The sequence below is a fragment of the Limnohabitans sp. 2KL-27 genome (assembly GCF_001269345.1).
Lineage (GTDB): Bacteria > Pseudomonadota > Gammaproteobacteria > Burkholderiales > Burkholderiaceae_C > Limnohabitans_A.
In genome coordinates this window covers 310,129-334,248 of the sequence record NZ_CXOP01000001.1, presented here as the reverse complement: position 1 = coordinate 334,248, position 24,120 = coordinate 310,129, and the positions used below count along the sequence as shown (strand labels likewise).

Annotated in this window: 26 protein-coding genes; 23 read left to right on the top strand and 3 right to left on the bottom strand. The window is 59.6% G+C overall.

All coding sequences use genetic code 11. The features are described 5' to 3' along the window. Window positions 1-7: 7 nt before the first annotated feature. The 12 genes from LHAB_RS01635 (at window position 8) to LHAB_RS14835 (ending at window position 13,236) form a co-directional block, all read left to right on the top strand. Window positions 8-901, top strand: a complete 894-nt coding sequence (locus tag LHAB_RS01635; protein WP_090043631.1) for an MBL fold metallo-hydrolase — start codon at window positions 8-10, stop codon at window positions 899-901. Continuing rightward, the gene (locus LHAB_RS01630) at window positions 898-2,637 is read left to right on the top strand and encodes a SulP family inorganic anion transporter (RefSeq protein ID WP_090043630.1); all 1,740 of its coding nucleotides are present in this window, start codon (window positions 898-900) and stop codon (window positions 2,635-2,637) included. Before LHAB_RS01635 ends, LHAB_RS01630 begins: the two co-directional genes overlap by 4 nt. Window positions 2,638-2,850: 213 nt before the next feature. After that, window positions 2,851-3,576, top strand: coding sequence for an HAD-IA family hydrolase (locus tag LHAB_RS01625; protein ID WP_090043629.1), 726 nt, complete (start codon window positions 2,851-2,853; stop codon window positions 3,574-3,576). Then, on the top strand, window positions 3,573-4,259 hold the full coding sequence (rpe, locus tag LHAB_RS01620; RefSeq protein WP_090043628.1) for a ribulose-phosphate 3-epimerase: 687 nt from the start codon (window positions 3,573-3,575) through the stop codon (window positions 4,257-4,259). The genes LHAB_RS01625 and rpe overlap by 4 nt, the downstream gene beginning before the upstream one ends. Window positions 4,260-4,317: 58 nt before the next feature. Continuing rightward, window positions 4,318-5,415, top strand: a complete 1,098-nt coding sequence (locus tag LHAB_RS01615) for a class 1 fructose-bisphosphatase (RefSeq protein ID WP_090043627.1) — start codon at window positions 4,318-4,320, stop codon at window positions 5,413-5,415. A gap of 50 nt (window positions 5,416-5,465) precedes the next feature. Then, entirely contained in the window at window positions 5,466-6,350 is an 885-nt protein-coding gene (locus LHAB_RS01610) for a phosphoribulokinase (protein WP_090043626.1), read from the top strand. A 17-nt stretch (window positions 6,351-6,367) separates the two neighbouring features. After that, window positions 6,368-8,473, top strand: a complete 2,106-nt coding sequence (tkt, locus tag LHAB_RS01605; RefSeq protein WP_228763306.1) for a transketolase — start codon at window positions 6,368-6,370, stop codon at window positions 8,471-8,473. Window positions 8,474-8,503: 30 nt separating this feature from the next. Further along, window positions 8,504-9,169 (top strand): phosphoglycolate phosphatase, encoded by a 666-nt coding sequence (gene gph / locus LHAB_RS01600; RefSeq protein WP_090043625.1) that lies wholly within the window; start codon window positions 8,504-8,506, stop codon window positions 9,167-9,169. 57 nt (window positions 9,170-9,226) lie between these two features. Next, window positions 9,227-10,243 (top strand): type I glyceraldehyde-3-phosphate dehydrogenase, encoded by a 1,017-nt coding sequence (gene gap / locus LHAB_RS01595; protein WP_090043839.1) that lies wholly within the window; start codon window positions 9,227-9,229, stop codon window positions 10,241-10,243. Continuing rightward, complete coding sequence (locus LHAB_RS01590) at window positions 10,240-11,436, top strand: phosphoglycerate kinase (protein ID WP_090043624.1); 1,197 nt, start codon at window positions 10,240-10,242, stop codon at window positions 11,434-11,436. Before gap ends, LHAB_RS01590 begins: the two co-directional genes overlap by 4 nt. A gap of 38 nt (window positions 11,437-11,474) precedes the next feature. After that, on the top strand, window positions 11,475-12,515 hold the full coding sequence (gene fba / locus LHAB_RS01585) for a class II fructose-bisphosphate aldolase (RefSeq protein ID WP_090043623.1): 1,041 nt from the start codon (window positions 11,475-11,477) through the stop codon (window positions 12,513-12,515). Window positions 12,516-12,738: 223 nt separating this feature from the next. Next, window positions 12,739-13,236 (top strand): RrF2 family transcriptional regulator, encoded by a 498-nt coding sequence (locus LHAB_RS14835; protein WP_090043622.1) that lies wholly within the window; start codon window positions 12,739-12,741, stop codon window positions 13,234-13,236. On the opposite strand, the gene LHAB_RS01575 is transcribed toward LHAB_RS14835, so the two are convergent. Beyond that, window positions 13,152-13,775 carry a class I SAM-dependent methyltransferase gene (locus LHAB_RS01575; RefSeq protein ID WP_090043621.1) on the bottom strand — a complete coding sequence of 208 codons (624 nt, stop codon included), beginning with the start codon at window positions 13,773-13,775 and terminating at the stop codon, window positions 13,152-13,154. The two genes, LHAB_RS14835 and LHAB_RS01575, sit on opposite strands and share 85 nt — an antisense overlap. A gap of 96 nt (window positions 13,776-13,871) precedes the next feature. On the opposite strand from LHAB_RS01575, the gene LHAB_RS01570 reads away from it, so the two are divergent. The 3 genes from LHAB_RS01570 to LHAB_RS01560 all read left to right on the top strand — a co-directional run bounded on the left by LHAB_RS01570 (window position 13,872) and on the right by LHAB_RS01560 (window position 15,231). Then, a complete protein-coding gene (locus LHAB_RS01570; protein ID WP_228763325.1) occupies window positions 13,872-14,303 on the top strand; it encodes a rhodanese-like domain-containing protein in 432 nt (143 codons plus the stop codon). Between the two features lie 121 nt (window positions 14,304-14,424). Continuing rightward, the gene (locus LHAB_RS01565) at window positions 14,425-14,778 is read left to right on the top strand and encodes a carboxymuconolactone decarboxylase family protein (protein ID WP_090043620.1); all 354 of its coding nucleotides are present in this window, start codon (window positions 14,425-14,427) and stop codon (window positions 14,776-14,778) included. 3 nt (window positions 14,779-14,781) lie between these two features. Further along, window positions 14,782-15,231: an OsmC family protein gene (locus LHAB_RS01560; RefSeq protein WP_090043619.1), complete on the top strand. Its 450-nt coding sequence runs from the start codon at window positions 14,782-14,784 to the stop codon at window positions 15,229-15,231. 18 nt (window positions 15,232-15,249) lie between these two features. Here LHAB_RS01560 and LHAB_RS01555 read toward each other — a convergent pair whose 3' ends face one another. Both LHAB_RS01555 and LHAB_RS01550 read right to left on the bottom strand, forming a co-directional pair. After that, entirely contained in the window at window positions 15,250-15,495 is a 246-nt protein-coding gene (locus LHAB_RS01555; protein WP_090043618.1) for a metal-sensitive transcriptional regulator, read from the bottom strand. Window positions 15,496-15,642: 147 nt separating this feature from the next. Beyond that, window positions 15,643-15,978, bottom strand: a complete 336-nt coding sequence (locus LHAB_RS01550; RefSeq protein WP_090043617.1) for an ArsR/SmtB family transcription factor — start codon at window positions 15,976-15,978, stop codon at window positions 15,643-15,645. Between the two features lie 131 nt (window positions 15,979-16,109). Between LHAB_RS01550 and LHAB_RS01545 the strand changes: the two genes are divergently transcribed. From LHAB_RS01545 to LHAB_RS01510, 8 genes are all read left to right on the top strand, one after another. Beyond that, window positions 16,110-17,174, top strand: coding sequence for an efflux RND transporter periplasmic adaptor subunit (locus LHAB_RS01545; RefSeq protein WP_090043616.1), 1,065 nt, complete (start codon window positions 16,110-16,112; stop codon window positions 17,172-17,174). 10 nt (window positions 17,175-17,184) lie between these two features. Beyond that, on the top strand, window positions 17,185-20,403 hold the full coding sequence (locus LHAB_RS01540) for an efflux RND transporter permease subunit (protein ID WP_090043615.1): 3,219 nt from the start codon (window positions 17,185-17,187) through the stop codon (window positions 20,401-20,403). Window positions 20,404-20,434: 31 nt separating this feature from the next. Beyond that, complete coding sequence (locus LHAB_RS01535) at window positions 20,435-20,644, top strand: YgaP family membrane protein (RefSeq protein ID WP_090043614.1); 210 nt, start codon at window positions 20,435-20,437, stop codon at window positions 20,642-20,644. An 18-nt stretch (window positions 20,645-20,662) separates the two neighbouring features. After that, window positions 20,663-22,048: a TolC family protein gene (locus LHAB_RS01530; protein WP_090043613.1), complete on the top strand. Its 1,386-nt coding sequence runs from the start codon at window positions 20,663-20,665 to the stop codon at window positions 22,046-22,048. A gap of 31 nt (window positions 22,049-22,079) precedes the next feature. Continuing rightward, on the top strand, window positions 22,080-22,460 hold the full coding sequence (locus LHAB_RS01525) for a rhodanese-like domain-containing protein (RefSeq protein WP_090043612.1): 381 nt from the start codon (window positions 22,080-22,082) through the stop codon (window positions 22,458-22,460). Window positions 22,461-22,616: 156 nt separating this feature from the next. Continuing rightward, window positions 22,617-22,925, top strand: a complete 309-nt coding sequence (locus LHAB_RS01520; RefSeq protein ID WP_090043611.1) for a c-type cytochrome — start codon at window positions 22,617-22,619, stop codon at window positions 22,923-22,925. 143 nt (window positions 22,926-23,068) lie between these two features. Beyond that, a complete protein-coding gene (locus LHAB_RS01515; RefSeq protein ID WP_228763305.1) occupies window positions 23,069-23,368 on the top strand; it encodes a hypothetical protein in 300 nt (99 codons plus the stop codon). A gap of 171 nt (window positions 23,369-23,539) precedes the next feature. Further along, window positions 23,540-24,112 carry a DUF302 domain-containing protein gene (locus tag LHAB_RS01510; RefSeq protein WP_090043609.1) on the top strand — a complete coding sequence of 191 codons (573 nt, stop codon included), beginning with the start codon at window positions 23,540-23,542 and terminating at the stop codon, window positions 24,110-24,112. The last annotated feature ends 8 nt before the right edge of the window (window positions 24,113-24,120 follow it).

The window sequence follows — 24,120 nt, the reverse complement described above, 5'->3', positions numbered from 1 at the left end:
AGTCACCATGAGTTCAGCCCACATGCACATTGAATCGTTTTTTGATCCGGCCACGTTCACCTTCAGCCACATCCTGGCCGACCTGAGCACCCGGCAGTGCGCCTTGATCGACAGCGTGCTGGACTACGACCCCAAGTCGGGCCGCACCAGCACCGCCAGCGCCGACCAGTTGGTGGCGCGTGTGAAGGCGCTGGACCTGCGTGTGCAGTGGATTTTGGAGACGCATGTGCACGCTGACCATTTGTCGGCAGCGCCCTATTTGCAAAAGCAGCTGGGCGGCCAATTGGCCATTGGTTCGCACATCACCACGGTGCAAAACGTGTTTGGCAAGCTGTTCAACGCGGGCACCGAATTTGCCCGCGATGGCAGCCAGTTCGACCTTTTGCTGGGCGACGGCGAAACATTTCAGATTGGCGCTTTGCAGGCGCAGGCCCTGCACACCCCCGGCCACACCCCGGCATGCATGACTTATGTGGTCACAGATGCCAGTAGCGATCCTGCGCGGCAGGTGGCCTTTGTGGGCGACACCTTGTTCATGCCCGACTACGGCACGGCGCGCTGCGACTTTCCTGGGGGCAGTGCCAGCGTGTTGTTCCAGTCGATCCAGAAAGTGCTCAGCTTGCCGGATAACACCGAGCTGTTCATGTGCCATGACTACCCGCCCGAGACCCGTCAGCCCCAGTGCGTGACCACCGTGGCCGAGCAGAAAAAGGCCAATGTGCATGTGCATCAGGGTGTGAGCGAGGCCGAGTTTGTGGCCATGCGTGAAAAGCGCGATGCCACCTTGTCCATGCCCGTGCTGATCTTGCCTTCGGTTCAGGTGAACATGCGTGCCGGACAAATGCCACCGCCTGAAGACAACGGCCAGCGTTACCTGAAAATTCCGGTGGACGCTTTGTGAATTCGTCACTTGAGCGTTTTTTCCCCATTCTGGATTGGGGGCGGCGTTACAACCGTTCGCTGCTCACCGCCGATGGTGTGGCTGCCGTAGTGGTGACGCTGATGTTGATTCCGCAAAGCCTGGCCTATGCCCTGTTGGCGGGCTTGCCCGCGCAGGCGGGCCTGTACGCCAGCATGGCCCCCCTGGTGCTGTATGCCTTGATGGGCAGCAGCGGTACTTTGGCTGTGGGGCCTGCGGCGGTGACCTCGCTCATGACAGCGGCCAGTGTGGGCGCGGTGGCGGCACAAGGCAGCGTGGCTTACACCGAGGCGGCTTTGATGCTGGCGATGCTCAGTGGGGCCATCATGCTGGTGATGGGCGCGGCTCGGTTGGGCTTTTTGGCCAATTTTTTGAGCCACCCGGTCATCTCGGGTTTTGTCTCGGCATCGGGTTTGCTGATCGCGGCCAGCCAGCTCAAACATTTGTTGGGTGTGCCGCTGCATGGGGAGAACCTCTTGCAGCTGCTGCCGCAGCTGTGGCACAACTTGTCCAGCCTGCATGTGCCCACCACTGCGATGGGCCTGGGGGCTTTGGCTTTGCTGCTGCTGGTGCGCCGTCAGCTCAAGCCCGGGCTCAAGCGCTTGGGGGTGTCTGCGGGTGCGGCCGATTTGGCGGCCAAGGCGGCCCCGGTGGCGGTGCTGCTCTTGAGCATTGCCTTGTCAGCCGTGTGGCAGTTGGCCGAGCAGGGCGTGCGGGTGGTGGGCACGGTGCCACAAGGCTTGCCGCCACTCACGCTGCCGGGTGGATCGATAGATGGCTGGGCCGCCCCATGGGCGCTGGCCCAGGCTTTGTGGGTGCCCGCTTTGCTGATTTCCTTGGTGGGCTTTGTGGAGTCGGTGTCGGTGGGCCAGTCTTTGGCGGCCAAGCGGCGCGAACGCATCGACCCCGATGCCGAACTTCGAGCGCTGGGCCTGAGCAATTTGGGCGCAGGCCTCTCCGGCGGCTTTCCGGTCACGGGCGGGTTTTCGCGTTCGGTGGTCAATTTTGATGCGGGTGCACGCACGCCTGCCGCAGGCATCTACACCGCTGTGGGGCTGGCGCTGGCGGCTTTGTTCTTGACGCCTTGGCTCTTTCATTTGCCCCAAGCCACCTTGGCCGCCACCATCATGGTGGCCGTGCTCACCTTGGTCGATGTCAGGGTGTTTGCCCGGACCTGGCATTACGCCAAGGCCGATTTCATTGCCTTGTTGCTGACCTTTGGCCTGACCTTGGCGGTGGGTGTGGAGGCCGGGTTGATCGCGGGCGTGAGCGCCTCGGTGCTGTTGCTGCTGTACCGCACCAGCCGCCCGCACATCGCGGTGGTGGGGCAAGTGCCGGGCACCGAGCATTACCGCAATGTGCTGCGTCACGCCGTGCTGGAGCAGCCGGACATTTTGGGCCTGCGCGTGGACGAAAGCTTGTACTTTGCCAACGCCCGTTTCCTCGAAGACACCATCGCGGCCCAAGTGGCTGTACGGCCAGGTGTGCGGCATGTGGTGCTGCAATGCTCGGCGGTCAACGACATTGACGCCAGCGCACTCGACAGCCTGGAAACCATCAACGCCCGTTTGCAGGCTTCAGGTGTGCAGCTGCACCTGTCCGAGGTCAAGGGCCCCGTGCACGACCGTTTGCAGCGCAGCCATTTGTTGGCACAACTGAGTGGCCAAGTGTTCCTGACGCACCACCAGGCGGTACAGGCTTTGACGCAGGTCGTCTGAGACCTTGAGTTCTGAGCCCACTAACTTGGTGCTCCAACACCGTTGAGGCTTCTCCAATTGGCCAAAGCCGGGATGCCGGGATTGAGGGATTTGTGTATTGGAAATTAATTCAATTAAGCAATACCTTAATTAACTCATTACCAATATTGAATTGTCCTGAGCTTCAGTCCTTTTTAAAGTGGAGACCTTCTTCCTCACGAAGGGCTCCACCCCATGCTGCAAGCACTGATCTTTGACGTTGACGGCACCTTGGCCGACACCGAAATGGCCCATTTGGCAGCGTTCAACCACGCCTTTGCAGAGATGGGGCTCGACTGGCGCTGGGATGTGCCGCTGTACACCCGATTGTTGGCTGTGTCGGGTGGTAAAGAGCGCATCAAGGCGTATTGGCAAACGCTGGAGACCCAGCCCAAGGACATCACGGGCGCTGGCATGCAGGAGACCATTGACCATCTGCACGAGATCAAGACCGCCGCGTATGAGCAAGCGGTGCAAGACGGTGCGGTACAGATGCGTCCCGGGGTGCTGGCGCTGCTGTCAGCCGCCAGTACGGTGGGGCTGAAGCTGGCCATTGCCACCACCACCTCGCCCGTCAACATCGCGGCCTTGCTGCGCCAAGCCATCGGGCCGGACTGGCAGCTGCATTTTTCGGTGATCGAAGATGCTTCGACCGCGCCGCGGAAAAAACCCGACCCGATGGTCTACCAGCAAACCCTCTCGCGCTTAGGGCTTGCACCCGAGCATTGCTTGGCGTTTGAGGATTCCGAGAACGGCCTGCGCGCGGCCATGGCAGCAGGTCTGCCCACGGTCATCACGCCCAACGATTTCACTGCCGAGCACGATTTCAAAGGCGCATTGCGCATTGTCCCCAGCCTGCAGGGCGTGGGGCTGGCGCAGTTGCGTGAATGGCACCACACCGCTTTCAAGGCCACCGCATGAGCACCGTCCGCATTGCCCCCTCCATCTTGTCCGCCGACTTTGCCCGTTTGGGCGAAGAGGTCCGCGCCATTGAAGCCGCAGGCGCAGACTGGGTGCACTTTGACGTGATGGACAACCATTACGTGCCCAACCTGACCATTGGCCCGCTGGTGTGCGAGGCGATCCGCCCCCATGTCCAGATCCCGATCGATGTGCATTTGATGGTCGAGCCGGTCGATGCGCTGGTGCCCTTGTTCGCCAAAGCCGGGGCCAACATCATCACCTTTCACCCCGAAGCCAGCCGCCATGTGGACCGAACTTTGCAAATGATCCGCGACCACGGTTGCAAAGCGGGCCTGGTGTTCAATCCCGCCACGCCGCTGGAGTGGATGGACCATGTGATGGACCGCTTGGACGTGGTCTTGCTCATGAGCGTGAACCCCGGTTTTGGCGGCCAGAAATTCATCCCATCGACCTTGCCCAAGTTGCAAGCGGCCCGCCAGCGCATCAACACCCATTTGGCCCGGGGTGGCCAGCCCATCGTGCTGGAGGTGGACGGCGGCGTGAAGACCGACAACATCGCGCAGATCGTGGCGGCTGGAGCCGACACCTGCGTGGCAGGCAGCGCCGTGTTCGGTGCGCCCGATGCCGATGGGGGCTACCGGGGGGTGATGCAAGCCCTCAAGCAAGCCGCTGTGGCTTGAGCCAAATTAAGAACTGCCGAATTCCCGAATTTTTAAAACTTCAGAGAGTGTTTGCCCCATGTCCTTGAGCCCCCGCACCACGCCCACCTTGACGCAGTACCTGATCGAAGAGCGTCGCCGTTTTCCCGATGCCAGTGGTGACTTCAATGCTTTGATTTTGGATGTGGCCATGGCCTGCAAAGCCATCGCCAAATCGGTCGCCTATGGCGCTTTGGCCGACATGTACGGCAACCACGCGGCCGATGCAGGTGGCAGCATCAACGTGCAAGGTGAGACCCAGAAAAAGCTGGACGTGGTGAGCAACGAGTTGTTCATCCGCATGAACGAGTGGGGTGGTCATTTGGCGGGCATGGCGTCTGAAGAGATGGACTTGCCCTACGACATTCCACCGCAACACCCCCGTGGAAAATACCTGCTGGTGTTTGACCCGCTGGATGGCTCCAGCAACATTGACGTGAACGTGTCGGTGGGCAGCATTTTCAGTGTGCTGCGTGCGCCTGACGCCACCGCAGAAGGTGGGCCTTTGACCGAGGCCGATTTCTTCCAGCCGGGCGCCGCCCAAGTGGCCGCAGGATACGCGCTGTACGGCCCCACCACCATGCTGGTGCTGAGCGTGGGCAATGGCGTGGCTGGTTTCACACTCGACCCGGTGATGGGCGAGTTCATGCTGACCCACCCGGAATTGCGCGTGCCCGAAGACACCCAGGAATTCGCCATCAACGCCTCCAACAGCCGCTTTTGGGAAGCCCCGGTCAAGCGCTATGTGGACGAGTGCCTGGCCGGCAAAACCGGCCCGCGTGGCAAGGACTTCAACATGCGTTGGATTGCTTCCATGGTGGCCGAAGCGCATCGCATTTTGATGCGTGGCGGCGTTTTCATGTACCCCCGGGATACCAAAGACCCGAGCAAGCCCGGCCGTTTGCGCCTGCTGTACGAAGCCAACCCGGTGGGCTTCATCATGGAACAAGCCGGTGGCCGTGCCAGTACGGGCCAGGTGCCCATGCTGAGTGTTCAGCCCACCAGCTTGCACCAGCGCATTGGCTTGGTGTTTGGCTCCAAAAACGAAGTCGAGCGCATCGAGCGATACCACGCCGAACCTGCCAAGCAAGACAGCTTTGCCCCCCTGTTTGCAGAGCGCAGCCTGTTCCGCGATTGAGGGAATGAACCTGATTTCAAAACGATAGACAAAACAACAAGGAGATCCCCATGTCTGAACGCCACCCCATCATCGCCATCACCGGTTCTTCGGGCGCAGGCACCTCGACGGTGACACGCACGTTTTCCAACATCTTTCGCCGCGAAGGTGTGAAGGCGGCCATCATCGAAGGCGACAGCTTTCACCGCTTTGACCGCAAAGAGATGAAGCAACGTGGCGCGGATGCAGAAAAAGAGGGCAACAAACATTTCAGCCACTTCAGCGCCGAGAACAACTTGTTTGGTGAGATTGAAAACCTGTTTCGCACCTACGGTGCCACGGGCCAAGGCAAATCACGCAAATACCTGCACAACGCCGAAGAGGCCGCACCGTACCAACAAGAGCCCGGCACCTTCACACCCTGGGAAGACCTGCCGAACGATACGGACATGCTGTTTTACGAAGGCTTGCACGGCGCTGTGGTCACGCCCGAGCACAACATCGCGCAGCACCCCGATTTGCGCGTGGGTGTGGTGCCCGTCATCAACTTGGAATGGATTCAGAAACTGTGGCGCGACAAGCACCAGCGTGGTTACAGCACCGAGGCGGTCACCGACACCATCTTGCGCCGCATGCCCGACTATGTGAACTACATCGTGCCGCAGTTCGAGCACACGCATGTCAACTTCCAGCGAGTGCCCTTGGTCGACACCTCTAACCCCTTCATCTCGCGTGACATTCCGTCGGCCGATGAAAGCGTGGTGGTGATCCGTTTTGCTAACCCCAAAGGTATCGACTTTCCCTACTTGCTCAACATGATCAACGACTCCTGGATGAGCCGTGCCAACACCATTGTGGTGCCCGGTGGCAAGATGGAAATCGCCATGCAGCTGATCTTCACACCTTTCGTGTGGCGAATGATGGAGCGCCGAAAACGCGCTCTGGGCCAGGCTTGAAGCGGAGGAATAAGCCCATGAAAACCTCTATCAAGACATCCGCCCACCCCAGCCCAGATATGGCTTTTCGCATGGCCAACGCTGTGCGCATGCTGGCCGTTGACGCCGTCGAGGCGGCCAAGTCTGGCCACCCTGGTGCCCCCATGGGTATGGCCGACATTGCCGAAGTGCTGTGGAGCCGCCACCTTAAACACAACCCACTCAACCCGCATTGGGCTGACCGTGACCGTTTTGTATTGTCCAACGGCCACGGCTCGATGCTGATCTACGCCTTGCTGCACCTGACGGGTTACGACCTGCCTTTGGAAGAGTTGAAAAAGTTCCGCCAACTGCACAGCAAAACCCCGGGCCACCCGGAAGTGGACATCACGCCTGGCGTGGAAACCACCACGGGCCCCTTAGGTCAGGGCATCACCAACGCAGTGGGCATGGCACTGGCCGAAAAGATGTTGGCCGATGAATTCAATCGGGAAGAAGACGGTCAGCGCCTGGACATCGTGGACCACATGACCTATGTGTTTTTAGGCGATGGCTGCCTGATGGAAGGCATCAGCCACGAGGCTTGTTCGCTGGCGGGTACCTTGCGCTTGTCCAAACTGGTGGCGCTGTACGACGACAATGGCATCTCGATCGATGGCCATGTGGAAGGCTGGTTCACCGACGACACGCCCAAGCGCTTTGAAGCCTACGGCTGGAACGTGATCGCTAAGGTGGATGGCCATGACCCGCAAGCGGTGAACGCCGCCATCGAAGCGGCCAAGGCGCAAGCCCAAAGTGCGAATGGCAAACCCACACTGATCTGCTGCCAAACCGTGATCGGCATGGGCTCACCCAACAAGGCGGGCACCCACGATGTGCACGGCGCAGCGCTGGGCGCTGCCGAAATTGCCGCCACCCGCGAAGCGCTGAACTGGCCCTATGCCCCCTTTGAAGTGCCAGCCGATGTGGCCAGTGCTTGGGATGCCCGCGAGATTGGGTCGAAGGCCGAGAGCCAATGGCGCGAACGCTTTGCCGCCTACCAAAGCCGCTACCCGCAAGAGGCGGCTGAGTTTGAGCGCCGTATGAAAGGCGACTTGAGCGAGGCCTACGCACAGGGTCTGGAAAAGGCCCTGGCTGCCATCGTGGCCAAGCCCGATGCGGTGGCCACCCGCAAAGCCAGCCAGAATGCGCTCGATGTGTTGGCCCCTTTGTTGCCCGAGTTTTTTGGCGGCAGCGCCGACCTGACGGGCTCCAACCTGACCAACTTCAAGACCTGTACCAAAGCCGGCCGCGACACCTGGGGCAACCACCTCTCGTACGGCGTGCGCGAATTTGGCATGGCCGCCATCATGAACGGCATGGCGCTGCATGGGGGTTACATCCCTTATGGCGGCACCTTCCTGACGTTCTCGGACTATTCGCGCAATGCCATTCGCATGGCAGCGCTCATGAAAAAGCGCGTGATCCATGTCTTCACGCACGACTCAATTGGCTTGGGTGAAGACGGCCCCACGCACCAAAGCGTGGAGCATGTGCCCAGCTTGCGCATCATCCCGGGGCTGGATGTGTGGCGTCCCGCCGATGGCTTGGAAACCGCCGTGGCCTGGGCCTGTGCGGTGGAGCGCCGCGATGGCCCCAGCGCTTTGGCGCTGTCGCGCCAGAATCTGCCACAGCTGCTGACCGATACCGCCGATGCGGCCAAGGTGCGCCAGGGCGGTTACATCCTGAGCGACATGCCAGGTGCCCAAGCCATCATCGTGGCCACAGGTTCCGAGACCTCTTTGGCCTTGAAAGCGCAAGCAGAACTGGCTACGCAAGGTGTGGCCACACGGGTGGTGTCCATGCCTTGTACCAATGTGTTTGACCGGCAAAGCGAGGCCTACCAGGACATGGTCTTGCCGCTGGGTTTGCCCACCGTGGCAGTGGAAGCCGCTCACCCCGACTTCTGGCGCAAATACGTGGGCCGCACGGGCATGGTGATCGGCATCGCCAGCTTTGGTGAATCGGCCCCAGCACCCGCTTTGTACGCGCACTTTGGTATCACCAGCGAGCGTGTGTGTGAAGCGGTACGCACCTTGGTGCATCGCCACACCCACCGCCAAGCGGACACCTTGCCTGCACAAATCGTGCCTTCGGACAATTGAGCCGCGAGCCCGTTACAAAGCCCGAAAAAAATGCCAACACCACAAGCCTATTTCTTTGACCTCGACGGCACCTTGGTCGAAACCGCGCCCGAAATTGCTGATTCAGTGAACGACACCTTGCGCTATTTCGATTGGCCCGAGGTGTCGCAGCAACAAGTCAACGACTGGATCGGTCACGGTACCAAAGAGCTGCTGATCCAGGCGCTGGCCAGCGTCACCCAGACCCCTGTGGCCGCGGTCCGGCAAGGGGCCGATTTGAAGCAGGCGCTGCCGATTTTTGATCGCTATTACCAAGACCGTTGCGGCACACGCAGTAGCTTGTATCCACAGGTGCGTGAAGTCCTCGCAGCGCTGCGCGCGCGCGGCTGCAAGCTGGCGGTGGTGACCAACAAGGAAAGCCGTTATACCGACACCGTGCTGCGCGTGCACGGGCTTCATGAGGCTTTCGACGTGGTGGTCAGTGGCGACTCCTTTCCGGTCAAAAAACCCGACCCCACCAGCGTGGTGGACTGCTTGAAGCGTTGGGACCTGAAGGCCACCCAAGCGCTTTTTGTGGGGGATTCGTCGATCGACGCAGCCACCGCCCGCAACGCAGGTGTGCCGGTCTGGTTGCTACCTTATGGCTACAACATGGGCGAGTCGGTGCACGCCTGTTCGCCCGACCGCGTGATCGAGGATTTTTCGGCGCTGTTGTAAGTGGGCCTGTGCCACACGCACCAAAAATTCACTGTTTGAAAAATGAAAGCGACTGACATGAGCACAAAGATTGGCATCAATGGTTTTGGCCGCATTGGCCGCATGGTGTTCCGCGCGGCGGTACAAAATTTTGACGACGTCGAGATCGTCGCCATCAATGACCTGCTGGAGCCCGAGTACCTGGCCTACATGCTGCAATACGACAGCGTGCATGGCCGTTTTGACGGCGACGTGAGCGTTGAAGGCAATACCTTGGTCGTGAACGGCCAACGCATCCGCCTGACACAAGAGCGCGACCCTGCGAACCTGAAGTGGAACGAGGTCGGCGCAGACGTGGTGATCGAAGCCACCGGGCTCTTTTTGGACCAAGAAGGTGCGGGTAAGCACCTGGCTGCAGGGGCCAAAAAGGTGGTGATTTCGGCCCCGTCGAAAGACGACATGCCCATGTTTGTATTTGGTGTGAACCACACCAGCTATGCGGGCCAAGCCATCATCAGCAATGCCAGCTGCACCACCAACGCATTGGCCCCTTTGGCCAAGGTGCTGAACGACAAATGGGGCATCCGGCGCGGCCTAATGACCACCGTGCACGCGGCCACCGCCACCCAAAAAACCGTGGATGGTCCGAGCAACAAGGACTGGCGTGGCGGGCGCGGCATTCTGGAAAACATCATCCCCAGCAGCACAGGCGCAGCCAAGGCCGTGGGCGTGGTGATTCCCGAGATCAAGGGCAAGCTCACGGGCGTGTCGGTTCGGGTGCCCACCAGCGATGTGTCGCTGGTCGACTTGACGGTGGAGTTGGCCATGCCTGCCACCTATGCTGAGATTTGCGCCGAAATGAAGGCGCAAAGCCAAGGGGCTTTGAAGCGCGTGTTGGGTTACACAGAAGCCAAAGTGGTGTCGACTGATTTCCGGGGCGAGGTCTGCACCTCCGTGTTCGACGCCGAAGCAGGTATGGCGCTCGACAGCACCTTTGTGAAGCTGATGGCTTGGTACGACAACGAGTGGGGTTACTCCAACAAGTGCCTGGAAATGGCCCGCGTGGTGTCCGGCCAAGCAGGAGGTGCGCGATGAAAGTCTTGCGTTTTTCCGATGTGGTCAAAAGCGGCTTTGCCGAAAACCGCCGCGTCTTCATCCGCGCCGACCTGAACGTGCCACAAGCCGATGACGGCAGCATCACAGAAGACACCCGTGTGCGGGCCAGCGTGCCTTGCATCCAGATGGCGCTGGACGCTGGCGCTGCCGTCTTGGTGACCAGCCACTTGGGCCGCCCCACCGAGGGGGAGTTCAAACCCGAAGATTCGCTCGCACCCGTGGCCAAGCGCCTGGGCGAGTTGCTCGGCCGTGATGTGCCGCTGGTCGCCAATTGGGTCGGTGGTGTGGATGTGCAGCCCGGCCAGGTCGTGCTGCTCGAAAACTGCCGCGTCAACAAAGGCGAAAAGAAGAACAGTGAAGAACTGGCCCGAAAAATGGCGCAGCTGTGCGACATTTATGTGAACGATGCATTTGGCACCGCCCACCGCGCCGAAGGCACGACCTATGGCATCGCCCAGTTCGCCCCCATCGCCTGCGCTGGCCCACTGCTGGCGGCCGAGATCGACGCCATCACGCAGGCCTTGGCCAATCCGAAGCGCCCTCTGGCCGCGATCGTGGCGGGCAGCAAAGTCAGCACCAAACTGACCATTTTGAAGAGCCTGTCGAAAAACGTGGACCAGCTCATCGTGGGCGGCGGCATTGCCAACACCTTCATGCTGGCGGCAGGCCTGAAGATTGGTAAGAGCTTGGCCGAAGCCGACTTGGTGGGTGAGGCCAAAGCGGTCATTGAGGCCATGAAGGCCCGTGGTGCGGAAGTGCCGATCCCGACCGATGTGGTGACCGCCAAGACTTTTGCAGCCAACGCCGTAGCGACGGTGAAAAAAGCGACCGAGGTGGCCGACGACGACATGATTTTGGACATTGGCCCCGAGACGGCTGCCAAGCTGGCCGCGCAGCTCAAGCAAGCAGGCACCATTGTGTGGAACGGCCCGGTGGGCGTGTTCGAGTTTGCGGCCTTCGAAAACGGCACCAAGGTCATTGCGCAGGCCATTGCCGAGTCCAGCGCCTTCAGCATCGCGGGCGGTGGTGACACGCTGGCGGCGATTGCCAAGTACGGCATCGAAAAGCAGGTGGGCTACATCTCGACGGGCGGTGGCGCTTTCCTAGAGATCCTGGAAGGCAAAACCCTGCCCGCCATAGAAATTCTGAGCCGTCGCGCTGCGACAGACTGACCTCTTTTCATCTTTTTTATTTCTCAAGGAGCCCTCTCATGGCATTGGTTTCATTGCGCCAGGTCCTCGACCACGCGGCCGAATTCGGCTACGGCATTCCCGCTTTCAACGTCAACAACCTCGAACAAGTGCAGGCCATCATGGAGGCGGCGCAAGCCACCGACAGCCCGGTCATCTTGCAAGCTTCGGCCGGGGCCCGCAAATACGCGGGCGAGGCGTATTTGCGCCATTTGGTGCTGGCCGCCATCGAAACACACCCCGACATTCCGGTGGTTTTGCACCAAGACCACGGCGCCACGCCCGCGCAGTGCCAGCAGTCCATCCGTTCGGGCTTTTCGAGCGTGATGATGGACGGCTCGCTCATGGCCGACGCCAAGACGCCCGCCAGCTACGAGTACAACGTGGGCGTGACGCAAAAGGTCTGCGAGATGGCTCACGCCGTGGGCGTGTCGGTCGAGGGTGAATTGGGCTGCCTGGGCTCTCTGGAAACTGGCGAAGCGGGCGAAGAAGACGGCGTGGGTGCCGAAGGCAAACTCAGCCACGATCAGATGCTAACCGACCCCGTGCAGGCCAAGGACTTTGTGGCCCAAACCGGTGTGGACGCCCTGGCCATTGCCATTGGCACCAGTCACGGTGCCTACAAGTTCACCCGTCCGCCCACAGGCGACATCTTGGCCATGGACCGCATTGCCGCCATCCATGCCGCCATTCCCAACACGCATTTGGTGATGCACGGCAGCTCCAGCGTGCCGCAAGAGTGGTTGCAGATCATTCGCCAATACGGCGGCGACATCAAGGAAACCTATGGCGTGCCGGTTGAAGAGATCGTGCGCGGCATCCAAAGCGGTGTGCGCAAGGTCAACATCGATACCGACATCCGCTTGGCCATGACCGGTGCCATGCGCCAGTTGTTTGCTCAGCAACCCTCAGAGTTTGATCCACGCAAAGCCTTGGTGGCTGCGAAAAAGGCGGCAGCGGGCATTGTGAAGGCCCGTTTTGAAGCTTTTGGTTGCGCCGGCCAAGCTCAAAATATCCGTCCTCTTAGCCTTGACGCCATGGCAGCTCGTTATACGAATTGAGGCAGATCAAGGCGAATGAAGTGATTTCTTATATTGTTGAGGGATTGTGGTTTAGGTTGTGTTTGGTACACACATCCTGATTGGGGGACTCTGTCAAAGGAGTCCCCTTTTTTTCAGTGACCCCATCCCCCAAGAACAGGAGATCATTCATGGGTACTGGTGAGATAGTAGAGCTGCTGCCCAACAAGACAAACTGTTTTGCGACGACACAAGGCGGCTTGTGATGCGGATGAGCAAAGACAGCCAGTTGGCTGTGACCGTCTTGATGGAGGTGGGTCTGCACGAGCACAAGGGCCCTGTGTCTTTGGCTGCCATCCAGTCACGGCACGACCTATCGACCACGCGGCTGGAGCAGGTTTTCAGCAAGTTGCGCCGATCTCATTTGGTGGAAAGCACACGTGGCCCCGGCGGTGGCTATTGCCTGGCCATTGCGTCAGAAAAAATCAGCTTGGCCGACATTGTTGAGGCCATGGAGCCGGCAGAACCAAGCACGAGCCAGGCGCAGGATTTTCTGGTCAATGATCGCTTATGGCAGCAGTTGAACCAAAAAATCCAACAAGAACTTCAGAATATCAGCCTGCGCCAATTGTTGGGTGCTCAAAGGCTATATGACGCCAAGTGCAGCAGGCCTGTTGATCAGCCTAAGGGCTTGCGAGCCGTCAGACCCAGCAGGCCCGACATGCCTTGGTGGCCTGTGCCCTCGGTGATCTCGGCCTCGTAGGTGCGCAGGTCCAGGATGTCCAGCTCGCCAAAGGCATCCAGCATCAATGTTTCGTCGTACAGGTGCGCCAATTTGCCGGGGCCACCTGTGTTGAAGTCCAGTTGACGCGGCGTGTAACCCTGGATGACCAGGGTGCCGCCGGGCTTGAGGCTGGCCAGCATGCGCGCAAACAGGGGGCCGCGCTCCTCGGGTGTGGCGAACTGAAAAAAGATGCCCACGACGTTGTCGTAGTGCGCAGGCCGCCAGTCAAACGACTGCCAGTCGCTGCAGACAAAATGCACGGTCACTTGGCGGCTTTGCGCCAAGGCGCAGGCTTTGCGGATGGCGTTGTCCGAAAAATCAAAGGCATCGACCTGCAGGCCTTGCTGGGCCAGCCACACGCCGTTGCGCCCCTCGCCATCGGCCACGGCCAGCGCGTTGCCGGGAGACAGGTGCGCCGCTTGTGATTGCAAATAGGCGTTGGGCGCTTCGCCAAACACGTAGTGCTCGGCGGCAAAGCGTTGGTTCCAAGTTTGCTGGGGGTTTTGAAAGGTGCTCATGTGAATTCCAAACGGGTTTGGTTAAGGTCAAGTGACGCTGTGCGTTAGATTCAGTATATTGGTTGTTGCTTATTGATTTGCTTGAGGTATCTTTTGATGATTGTTTTCCGTCATTTTTCTGTTCCTGTGGGCTTGTTTTTGGTTTTTGTGCTCGGTTTATCCGCCTGTAGCCCCGAGGCACCACTGCCCAATGTGACCTTGGAGCAAGCCCGTGCCGAGCACGAGGCGGGCAAGGTGTTGATGATTGACATCCGCGAGTCCCAAGAGCACGCCACGGGCGTAGCGCAGGGCGTGGTCTTGCTGCCCATGAGCCAGGTGGCGCAGCGCGTGGCCGAGATTCCCAAGCAAGCCGATCAACCGGTTTTGTTGATCTGCAACACCCAAAACCGCTCGCGTGCCGTGACCGAGGCACTGAAAGAGCAAGGCTTTACCAACATCCGCTATGTCAACGGCGGCATGAGCGAGTGGGCCAAACGCGGCTGGCCCATGGTCAAACCACAAGATCTGGTTGGGCCGCCCAAATCTTGATGTAAAGCAAATCGGGATTTCAGTGGCAGACATAAACTGATACTTATATAAGGCCTTTGGGTGCATCCCAGCACACCGGGCCTGGTTTCAGTTTGTCGTCACCATCAGAAAGGTAAGTCCCATGAGCACGTTTGACCACCCCAGTTTGATGCAAGATATCAACGAATGCTTGGTCCCGTTTCGCAAAAGCCAGCCCGACGCGATGAAAGGCTTTGGCCAATTGGCCCAGGCGGCCATGGCGGAGGGGGCGTTGAGCACCAAACACAAAGAACTGATGGCTTTGGCCATTGGTGTGACGCAACGCTGCTCGGGTTGTATCGGTTTTCATGTCAAAGCCTTGATCAAACTCGGGGTCACGCGGGCCGAGCTCGAGGAAATGTTGGCGGTCTGTGTGTACATGGGCGGTGGCCCCGCTTTGATGTATGCCGCAGAAGCCGTGAAAGCCTGGGATGATCTGCAGGCAGCGCAGGCTTGAGCCATGGGCGAGAAAAGCATTTCGGTCACGCTGACCCAGCAGCACGATTACCGCTTCGACATCCGCTTTGACGACAGCATGCCGGTACTGACCAGCGACGAGCCCGCGCCCTTGGGCTCGGGCTTGGGGCCGTCGCCCGTGCAGTTGCTGTGTGCTGCAGTGGGCAATTGCCTGAGCGATTCGTTGCTGTTTGCCTTGCGCAAATTCAAACAAGCACCCGAGCCTTTGCGCTGCGAGGTACAGGCCCAAGTGGGGCGCAATGCCGATGGCCGCATGCGCGTGCTGGAGATGGTGGCCACTTTGCACCTGGGTGTGAGCGCCGCCAAGCTCGAGCAGCTCGAGCGTGTGCTGGGCCAGTTTGAAAGTTTTTGTACCGTCACCCAGAGCGTGGGGCAGGGCATCCAGATCCAGGTCCGAGTGCTCGATGCCGATGGGGTGGTGCTCAAGTCCTGAGTGGACTGTTTGGGGATGTCAGGCGAACTTGGTCAGCATTTCTGCCACGTGCTCGGGCGATTGATCGCCTTGCTCGATCATGCAGCCAACCATGGAGAAAAAGGATTTGTCCAGCGCCTTGCGGGCGGCGGCCAATTGCTGGGCAATTTTTTCGCAATCGGCATCGGCTTCGATGAGTTTTTGCAAACCGCGCAGCTGCCCTTCAATGCGGGCCAGGCGGGCACACAGGTTTTTCTTCTTCTCGGCGTTCACGATGCGGCTCATGCAGGACTCCTGAGTGGCCCCTGAGTGAATGGTGGAGCCGTTGGAGCGCCATGATAGCGATTTGCGATGAGGCTTGGAATTTAGGGAATTTAGCTGACGCTGCCTAGTGCAGGGCCCAAGTCATCAGTCCCTGATCGGCCGTGACTTTCAGCTCGGCGTGAACAAGGCACGGTCGCTGTAGGTTTGTTCGTATTGCCGGGCGATGTTGGCGCAGACCAGATCGCACAGGGCGTAGATGGAGGGGTCGCTCACCTTGTAGAACACGCTGGCACCCCGGCTTTCGCGGGCCACGATGCCGTGTTGGGCCAGGTAAGACAGGTGGCGCGACACGTTGGCAGACGAGTAGCCTGACAACTGGGCCAACTCTCCCACGTTGTGCTCGGCATCGCGCAGCAGATTGAGGATTTGCAGGCGTGTTGGCTCCGACAGCGCCTGGAAATAGGCGGCAATCTGTTCGAGTGCTTTGGCTGGCAGGTCTTTCATGGGCGCTCCATTACACAACAAATCTGAACGGTGAAGGACACTGTTTGACATGCTGATGTTTAGATTGTATCATTACGCATGTACGCAAGCAACCAAATGTGTAAAATCAACGGTTTGATGGAGATACTTTGATGAACAGACGATCAATTTTGGCTGCGGCCATGGCGCTTGCAGGCTTGTCCAGTGCCTCGATTGGTGCCAATGCCGAGGTGGCGGCGGTCAAGAGTGTGTCAGCCCAAGCCAGCGCGGCGGGTGCCCAAGAGGTGAGTTTGGACGCCGTGGTCGAGGCGGTGCGCCAGGCCACACTGTCGACCCAGGTCCCTGGGGCCATTGTCAGTTTGAACGTCAAGGCCGGTGACCGCGTGCGGGCCGGGCAGGAGTTGCTGCGCATCGATGCCAGCGCTGCCCAGCAAAATGTGGTCGGTAGCACCGCCCAGCTCGAAGCCGCACAGGCCAATTTGCGCGTGGCCAGCAAAGAGCTGGACCGGCAAAAGCAACTCTTCCAGAAGCAATACATCAGCCAGGGTGCTCTGGAGCGCGCCCAAGCCCAGTACGAGGCAGCACAGGCCCAAGTGCAAGCCCAGCAAGCCCAAACCCGTGCGGCCCAAACCCAGACGGGTTTCTTCAGTGTGCGCGCACCCTTCAATGGCGTGGTATCCGATGTGCCTGTCACTTTGGGTGACATGGCCATGCCCGGCCGCCCTTTGCTCACTTTGCACGACCCCTCGGCTTTGCGCGTGAGCGCGGCCGTGCCGCAGTCGATGATGGGAAGCGTAAGCAAGCAGTTGAAATCTGTCCGCTACGAGATCGCGGGTCACACCAGTGGGGTAGCGGCTGGGGTGCAACTGCTGCCCGCAGTGGACCCGGTGACGCACACCGCGCAGCTGCGCTTGGCTCTGCCTGTGGGAAAAGAGGGTTTGGTGCCTGGCATGTTTGTTCGGGTCTGGGTGCCAGGCAGCCAGGCCAGCGATGCCGCCATGAACAGTGCGAAAGACGGTCGCGTGTTTCTGCCTTTGACAGCCATCGTGCGCCGTGCAGAAATGACCGGTGTTTATGTGATGGATGCGCAGGGCAAACCCCGTTTACGCCAAGTACGATTAGGGCGCACCACGGGCCAGACGGTGGAGTTGCTGTCTGGTGTGAGCGCGGGTGAGCAGGTGGTGACCGAGCCCGCCAGCCTTGGCAAGAAACTCTGAAAGCAGCCCCATGAGCGAGCAAAAAATGGGTATTTCGGGCCGCATCGCAGCAGCCTTCCAGAGTGCGCAGATCACGCCCTTGCTGGCACTGGTGGCGTTCTTGCTGGGCGTATTTGCCGTGATGGTGACGCCCCGCGAAGAGGAGCCGCAAATCAACGTGACCATGGCCAACGTGATCGCGCCTTTCCCGGGCGCATCGGTGCGCGATGTGGAACAAATGGTGGCGATCCCGGCCGAGCAGGTGCTGTCCAAGATTGCGGGCGTGGAACACGTGTATTCGGTTTCTCGTCCGGGCGTGGCGATCCTGACGGTGCAGTTCAAGGTGGGCGTGCCGCGCACCGAGGCGCTGGTCAAGTTGCACGACACGATCCGTGAAAACGCCGACTGGTTGCCCCGCAACCTGGGTCTGCCTGAGCCATTGATCAAGCCCAAGGGCATCGACGATGTGCCCATCGTGTCCCTGACCTTGCACGGCAAAACCGCAGACGTGAGCGCCTTTGATCTGGAGCGCGTGGCGCACAGCATCGAGGCCGACATCAAGCGCGTGCCAGGCACGCGCGATGTGGTCACCATTGGTGGCCCGCACCGCGCGGTGCTGGTGCAGATTGACCCGCAGCGCATGAACGGCTCGGGCGTGACGGTGCACGATTTGCGCATGGCCTTGCAGTCAGCCAACCTGGGCTTGCCTGTGGGTGAATTGTTGGGTGCCAACCAGAGCGTGGCCATCGAGGCCGGCCCCCATTTGGCGCAAGCCAGCGACGTAGCCGATCTGGTTGTGCAGGTGGTTCAGGGCAAGCCCGTCTTTTTGAAAGACGTGGCCATCGTGAAAGACGGCCCGATGCCCGCTGAGCGGTATGTCTGGCACGGCAACAACGCCAAAAATGGCGGCGAGGAGTTTGCCGCTGTGACGCTGTCGATCACAAAAAAGTCGGGCGAGAACGCCATCGATGTGGCCAATGGCGTCAAGAGCCGGGTTGAGAAACTCCAAGGCACGGTGATTCCTGACAACGTGCAGGTGGTGGAGACCCGCAACTACGGTGAAACCGCCAACGACAAAGCGCAAAAACTGATTCAGAAGTTGCTGTTTGCAACCGCTTCGGTGGTGGCGCTGGTGTTCATGGCGCTGGGCCGCCGTGAAGCGGCCATCGTCGGCGTGGCGGTCATCTTGACGCTGACGGCGACCTTGTTCGCCTCTTGGGCTTGGGGTTTCACGCTCAACCGCGTGTCGCTGTTCGCCCTGATCTTTTCGATCGGCATTTTGGTGGATGACGCGATCGTGGTGGTGGAAAACATCCACCGCCACCAGCAGCTGTATCCGGGTAAGAGCATCCGCGAGATCATCCCCGGTGCAGTGGACGAAGTCGGTGGCCCCACCATCTTGGCCACTTTCACCGTGATCGCGGCCTTGCTGCCCATGGCCTTTGTGAGCGGCCTGATGGGCCCGTACATGAGCCCGATCCCGATCAATGCCAGCTTGGGCATGTTGCTGTCGCTGGCCATTGCCTTTGTCATCACGCCATGGTTGTCGGGCATGTGGATGAAGCCGTCTTCGGGGCATGCGCATGGTGCGACAGGTGGTGGCCACAGTGGCCTGAGCGCCAAGCTAGAACCCCTGTTCGAAAAAATCTTCAAGCCTTTGCTCGACACCCAATCCGGCGGGCGCAACCGCAAGCTGCTGGGTTTGGGCATAGCAGGTTTGATCGCTTTGTCCCTGGTGCTCCCCGTCACTGGGTTGGTCATGCTCAAGATGCTGCCCTTTGACGACAAGTCAGAGTTTCAGGTGGTGGTGGACATGCCCGCAGGCACGCCGCTGGAAAAAACAGCCGCAGTCATGCGCGAGTTGGGCGGTCACCTGGCCACCGTGCCTGAAGTGACCCATTACCAAGCTTATGTGGGTACCGCTTCGCCCATCAATTTCAATGGTTTGGTGCGCCAGTACTACCTGCGTGCCGGCTCTGAGCTGGGGGATATCCAGGTCAACCTGGTGGGCAAATCTGAGCGCAGCGACAAGAGCCATGTGATCGCCACACGCGTACGTCCGGCTTTGCAGGAGATTGGTCGCCGCCACGGGGCCAACGTCAAGGTGGTCGAAGTGCCGCCTGGCCCGCCTGTGATGTCGCCCATCGTGGCCGAGATTTATGGTCCAGATGCCGAAGGCCGCCGCCAAGTGGCCGAGTCGGTGCGTGCTGTGTTTGAAAAAACCGAAGGCGTGGTGGACATCGATGTCAGCTCGATTGCCGATGCGCCGCGCAAGCTGCTGCTGGTGGACCGCCGCAAAGCAGCCGTGTTGGGTGTGTCGCAACAAGCCATCGTGACCACCTTGCGTGCCGGTTTGGCCGGCGAGTCGGTGACCTATTTGCACGACGGCAGCAAGTACCCGGTGCCCGCCTTGATTCAGCTGCCCGAGCAGTTGCATGGCGATCTGGACGCCCTGCTGCAGCTGGGCGTGAAAAGCGCCACGGGCAAGGTGGTGGCCATGCGTGAGCTGGTCACCGTGAGCGACACGCTGCGCGAGCAGCCCGTCATCCACAAAGACATGCTGCCCGTGAATTTCGTCAATGCCGACATGGCAGGCAAGGTGGACAGCCCCTTGTACGGCCTGTTCAAGATGCGTGGTGATGTAGCCCAGATCAAAGGCCCGGATGGTGAGCGGATTGATGAGTACTTCATCAGCCAGCCCGATGACGCCTGGCGCGGCTACAGCATCAAGTGGGATGGCGAGTCGCAAATCACTTACGAAACTTTCCGCGACATGGGCGCGGCCTATGGTGTGGGCCTGATCCTGATCTATTTGCTGGTGGTGGCGCAGTTTGGCTCCTACCTCACACCGCTGATCATCATGGCGCCGATCCCGTTGACCATCATTGGTGTGATGCCAGGCCACGCCTTGCTGAATGCCCAATACACCGCCACCAGCATGATCGGCATGATCGCGCTGGCGGGCATCATCGTGCGCAATTCGATCTTGCTGGTGGACTTCATCAACCTGCAGGTCAGCAGCGGCATGGAATTCAAAAGCGCGATTGTGCAGTCTGCCATCACCCGTGCCCAGCCCATCATGCTCACGGGCCTAGCGGCCATGATTGGGGCCTTTTTCATCTTGGATGACCCGATCTTCAACGGCCTGGCCATTTCTTTGATCTTTGGCATCTTTGTGTCCACGGTCCTGACGCTGGTCGTCATCCCGACTTTGTATTACGTGGCGTACCGTAAAAAGTACGGCGCTTGAGTTTTTTCTTTAACCCTTAGGAGTTTGAATCATGAAATCTTGGCAAATCGTTCGTTTGGTCGCTGGCACCTTCATCTTGCTGTCCTTGGCCTTGGGCGTGCAGGGCAGTCCCGTTTTTGTGAGCCCGTGGTGGTTGGCTTTCACGGCTTTTGTGGGCGCCAACTTGTTGCAAAGCGCGCTGACCAAATGGTGCCTGATGGAGTCCATCTTGCGCAAGTTGGGCGTTGAGGCTGGCAGCTGATCCATCGACACCCAAGTTATGAGCTTGCTTTTATTCAAACCCCGGCCCTTGAGAGGCTGGATGCTGGCGGCCATGCTCGCCAGCCCTTCTGTGCAGGCCCTGGATGTGTTGCAAACCTGGGAGCAGGCGCGTGCACACGACCCGCAAATGCAGGTGGTCGCCGCCACGCGCTCATCTGTGCAAGCCTTTGAAGCGCAAGCCAAGGCACTGTGGCGTCCGGTCCTGATGGGCAGCGCTACGGTCGGTGCCATGTCGGCGGACACCACTACGACCGGTGCCCAGTTCGCCGTGGGCGGTCAGTTGCCGTCGACGGGCAGTTTCGCCACCTCGGCCAGTGCAGCCACTTCCACGCGTTGGTCGCTGCAGGCCAAACAGCCGCTCTTCAGCCCCGAGCGGCAGGCACAGCAAGCGCAGTTGCACACTGCAGCGGGCGTGGCCGGTTTGCGCGCCGACTTGGCGCAGCAACAGTTCATGCTGCTCACTGCGCAAAGGTATTTCAATCTGCTCCTGGCCGAGCGCCAGGAGCAGGTGTTGAAAAACCAGTACGCCGCCGTGAGCCTCTCACTGACGGAAGTCATAGACCGCTTTGCCTTGGGCGATTTGCCGGTCACCGACACGCACGAGGCCGCTGCCCGTGCCGAAGGCCTGAAGGCGCAGTTGCTGGCCGCAGGCAGCGAAGTGCAAATGGCCCGCAGTGTATTGACCGACTCTACCCGATTGGGTGCCGATGCCTTGAAACCACTAGCGCCCAAGGCCGATGCAGCGGTCATCGCCGGGCCCACTTTGGCGCAAGTGCTGGAGCAGGTGCGCGAGGCCAATACGGGTGTGCGCTTGCAAAAAGCCCAGCAAGACGTGGCCCGTCAAGAGCTCAAAAAGCACCAACGCAGTGGCGGCGTCACCTTGGATTTGGTGGCTTCGGCCGGACGTGACCGCTTGAGTGGTGATGGCGACTTTGGTACATCGACCAACAGCCAGAGCCAGCAGATGGTGGGCTTGAGTTTGAATGTGCCTTTGTACACAGGCGGCTGGCGCAGCGCCAAACTGCAAGAGGCCGTGGATGCCCAAGCGCGGGCTGAGGCCGAAGTGGACTTGGCTGTGCAGCAAGCGCAGCAACAAGCCCGCTCGGTTTGGCTGGCGCTGGAGACCGGTCCCGCACGCTTGACGGCCCTAAAAGCATCTTGGCAGGCCAGCACAGCCCGGCTGGACGCCACCCGTTTGGGCCGTCAAGTGGGCGACCGCACCACGCTGGACTTGTTGCAAGCCGAAAACGATGCCGCCCAAGCCGAGCTGGCATGGCTGCGTGCACAGACCGAGTTGCTGCTCACCCGCTTGCAACTCGACGCCTTGACAGGCAGCATGTCGGTACAAAGCCTGCAAGCCCTGAACGCTCAGTTGGCTCGCTGAAACCCCATTGTTTGAACCTGAAGGAGATACGATGAAAACAGCCCATGACCTGGTTCTGCAAGCCAAGGCTAATGTCCGCGAAATCGCTTTGCAAGACGCCGAAGCGGCCATTCGCCAAGCCGATGTGTTGATCGACGTGCGCGAGGCCGATGAGTTTGCCGCAGGCCACCTGCCGGGTGCCATCTTGGTGCCCCGGGGCTTGCTGGAGTTCAAGCTCAGCGGCACGCCCGCCTTGTCGGGCCGCGAGCTGAAGGTGGTGCTGTATTGCAAGACCAGCGGCCGCGCAGCTCTGGCCGCGCAAACCATGCAGAGCATGGGTTACTTGAATGTTTCATCGCTTGCGGGTGGTTTTGATGCTTGGGCCTCTGCAGGCAAAGCAGTGGTCAAACCTGAACAGCCTGCGTTTGACTGAGCACGATGCCCGCGTTTTGGGGATGGCTTTGGGTCTTTGTAGGACTTGCCCTCAGTAAAATCCCTGAGCCAAACTGGATCGGTTTTTCACAAAGCCATCTTGATTTCGGTTAAATTAGCGACTGGTTATATTTAAACCCCTTCACATGGAGCTCTCATGAAACTGATTTTTGCTGCTGTTGCCGTCTCTGCCCTGATGTCAGCCCCCGCCTTCGCCAACATGGACATGGCCAAAAAGAACGCTTGCATGGCCTGCCATGCGGTGGACAAAAAGCTGGTGGGTCCCTCTTACCAAGACGTGGCCAAGAAATATGCCGGCCAAAAAGACGCAGCAGCCACTTTGGCCAAGAGCATCAAAGCCGGTGGTTCGGGCAAGTGGGGCCCCGTGCCCATGCCAGCCCAAGCCGCTTTGAGCGATGCCGATGCGCTGACTCTGGCCACTTGGATTCTGGCTGGCGCCAAATAAATTCAAGCCTTGTCAGGCTTGATCAACACTGCATGATTTAGAAAGCTCGATGGGTACTCGTGGCTTTTTTTGCCGCTCAAGGGTCTGCCCTTGAGCGGCTTTTTTGATGGGAGACTTGAATGGACACCTGTAACAAAACCACGATGGTTGGGATCAGTTTCTTTTTTGCAACAGTTGCACATGCGCAACTGGCCATTTACAAGGACGCCGACTACAAGCTGGGTGAGAAATTGATCGCCGAAAGCAAGTGCGTGGCTTGCCATGTTTCCAAGGTCGGGGGCAATGGCAGTGCCATTTACAAGCCCCAGGGCCGGATCATCAACGCCTCTTTGTTGCGCGGCATGGTGGAGCAATGCAACACTGAACTCAACTTGGGCATGTTTCCAGAGGACGTGACTTCGGTCGCTGCGGTGCTCAACCGCGACCATTACAAGTTCAAATGAGGTCTTAAAACCGCATTGTTGTGGTCTTGACAGATACCTTACCCCATAGGGTATAGGGTATCTGCCAATACCTTCTTTTTCTCGGGGCATGGATGATGGACGTCAATCCAGCGAGACACATGGTGTGTCCGACTGGATTTCCATCAATGCATGACTTCAGGAGAAAAAACAATGCGCAAATCTTTCACATGGCTGAAATGGGCGGTGTTGGTCAGCTCGATCTGGTTGACCGGCTGCGGCACCATCAGCACCCTCGGCAAGCTTGAATCAGGCGCAGGCGCAGAAGCCAGCCGCATGTGGGACCGCTGGGTCGAGGGCGAAGGCGACATCGCCGTGGCCACCACCTGGGAGCGCAAGGTCAAGAAGGGCGTGACAGCCCAAGAAGTGGAGCAAGTCCTCAAGCAGGTGGCCACCGAGCGCAACATGCGCGATGTCGGCACGCTGCCGTTGTCCAAAGAGCTTGAAGCACGTTCCGGCAAAAAAGAAAAGCTGCTGACGGTCTATTCCTTCTGCTCACCCACCACGGCCCGCAAGATGGTGGACTTCAGCCCGCACATGGCCGCATATTTGCCATGCCGTATTTCCATGGTGGAAAAAGAAGACGGTCTGTGGCTCTACACCCTCAACATGGACATGATGGTCAAAATGGGCCGCAAGTTGCCCTCGCCCCTGAAAGAAGAAGCCAAAGCCGTGCGCGACACCATCTGGGAAATGATGGAACGTGGTCACAAGGGTGAGTTCTGATCAGTCAT

Coding starts and splice junctions, on each gene's coding strand:
- LHAB_RS01635 (WP_090043631.1), top strand. CDS start 8: ATGAGTTCAGCCCACATGCACATTGAATCGTTTTTTGATCCGGCCACG.
- LHAB_RS01625 (WP_090043629.1), top strand. CDS start 2,851: ATGCTGCAAGCACTGATCTTTGACGTTGACGGCACCTTGGCCGACACC.
- rpe (WP_090043628.1), top strand. CDS start 3,573: ATGAGCACCGTCCGCATTGCCCCCTCCATCTTGTCCGCCGACTTTGCC.
- LHAB_RS01615 (WP_090043627.1), top strand. CDS start 4,318: ATGTCCTTGAGCCCCCGCACCACGCCCACCTTGACGCAGTACCTGATC.
- LHAB_RS01610 (WP_090043626.1), top strand. CDS start 5,466: ATGTCTGAACGCCACCCCATCATCGCCATCACCGGTTCTTCGGGCGCA.
- tkt (WP_228763306.1), top strand. CDS start 6,368: ATGAAAACCTCTATCAAGACATCCGCCCACCCCAGCCCAGATATGGCT.
- gph (WP_090043625.1), top strand. CDS start 8,504: ATGCCAACACCACAAGCCTATTTCTTTGACCTCGACGGCACCTTGGTC.
- gap (WP_090043839.1), top strand. CDS start 9,227: ATGAGCACAAAGATTGGCATCAATGGTTTTGGCCGCATTGGCCGCATG.
- LHAB_RS01590 (WP_090043624.1), top strand. CDS start 10,240: ATGAAAGTCTTGCGTTTTTCCGATGTGGTCAAAAGCGGCTTTGCCGAA.
- fba (WP_090043623.1), top strand. CDS start 11,475: ATGGCATTGGTTTCATTGCGCCAGGTCCTCGACCACGCGGCCGAATTC.
- LHAB_RS14835 (WP_090043622.1), top strand. CDS start 12,739: ATGCGGATGAGCAAAGACAGCCAGTTGGCTGTGACCGTCTTGATGGAG.
- LHAB_RS01575 (WP_090043621.1), bottom strand. CDS start 13,775: ATGAGCACCTTTCAAAACCCCCAGCAAACTTGGAACCAACGCTTTGCC.
- LHAB_RS01570 (WP_228763325.1), top strand. CDS start 13,872: ATGATTGTTTTCCGTCATTTTTCTGTTCCTGTGGGCTTGTTTTTGGTT.
- LHAB_RS01565 (WP_090043620.1), top strand. CDS start 14,425: ATGAGCACGTTTGACCACCCCAGTTTGATGCAAGATATCAACGAATGC.
- LHAB_RS01560 (WP_090043619.1), top strand. CDS start 14,782: ATGGGCGAGAAAAGCATTTCGGTCACGCTGACCCAGCAGCACGATTAC.
- LHAB_RS01555 (WP_090043618.1), bottom strand. CDS start 15,495: ATGAGCCGCATCGTGAACGCCGAGAAGAAGAAAAACCTGTGTGCCCGC.
- LHAB_RS01550 (WP_090043617.1), bottom strand. CDS start 15,978: ATGAAAGACCTGCCAGCCAAAGCACTCGAACAGATTGCCGCCTATTTC.
- LHAB_RS01545 (WP_090043616.1), top strand. CDS start 16,110: ATGAACAGACGATCAATTTTGGCTGCGGCCATGGCGCTTGCAGGCTTG.
- LHAB_RS01540 (WP_090043615.1), top strand. CDS start 17,185: ATGAGCGAGCAAAAAATGGGTATTTCGGGCCGCATCGCAGCAGCCTTC.
- LHAB_RS01535 (WP_090043614.1), top strand. CDS start 20,435: ATGAAATCTTGGCAAATCGTTCGTTTGGTCGCTGGCACCTTCATCTTG.
- LHAB_RS01530 (WP_090043613.1), top strand. CDS start 20,663: ATGAGCTTGCTTTTATTCAAACCCCGGCCCTTGAGAGGCTGGATGCTG.
- LHAB_RS01525 (WP_090043612.1), top strand. CDS start 22,080: ATGAAAACAGCCCATGACCTGGTTCTGCAAGCCAAGGCTAATGTCCGC.
- LHAB_RS01520 (WP_090043611.1), top strand. CDS start 22,617: ATGAAACTGATTTTTGCTGCTGTTGCCGTCTCTGCCCTGATGTCAGCC.
- LHAB_RS01515 (WP_228763305.1), top strand. CDS start 23,069: ATGGTTGGGATCAGTTTCTTTTTTGCAACAGTTGCACATGCGCAACTG.
- LHAB_RS01510 (WP_090043609.1), top strand. CDS start 23,540: ATGCGCAAATCTTTCACATGGCTGAAATGGGCGGTGTTGGTCAGCTCG.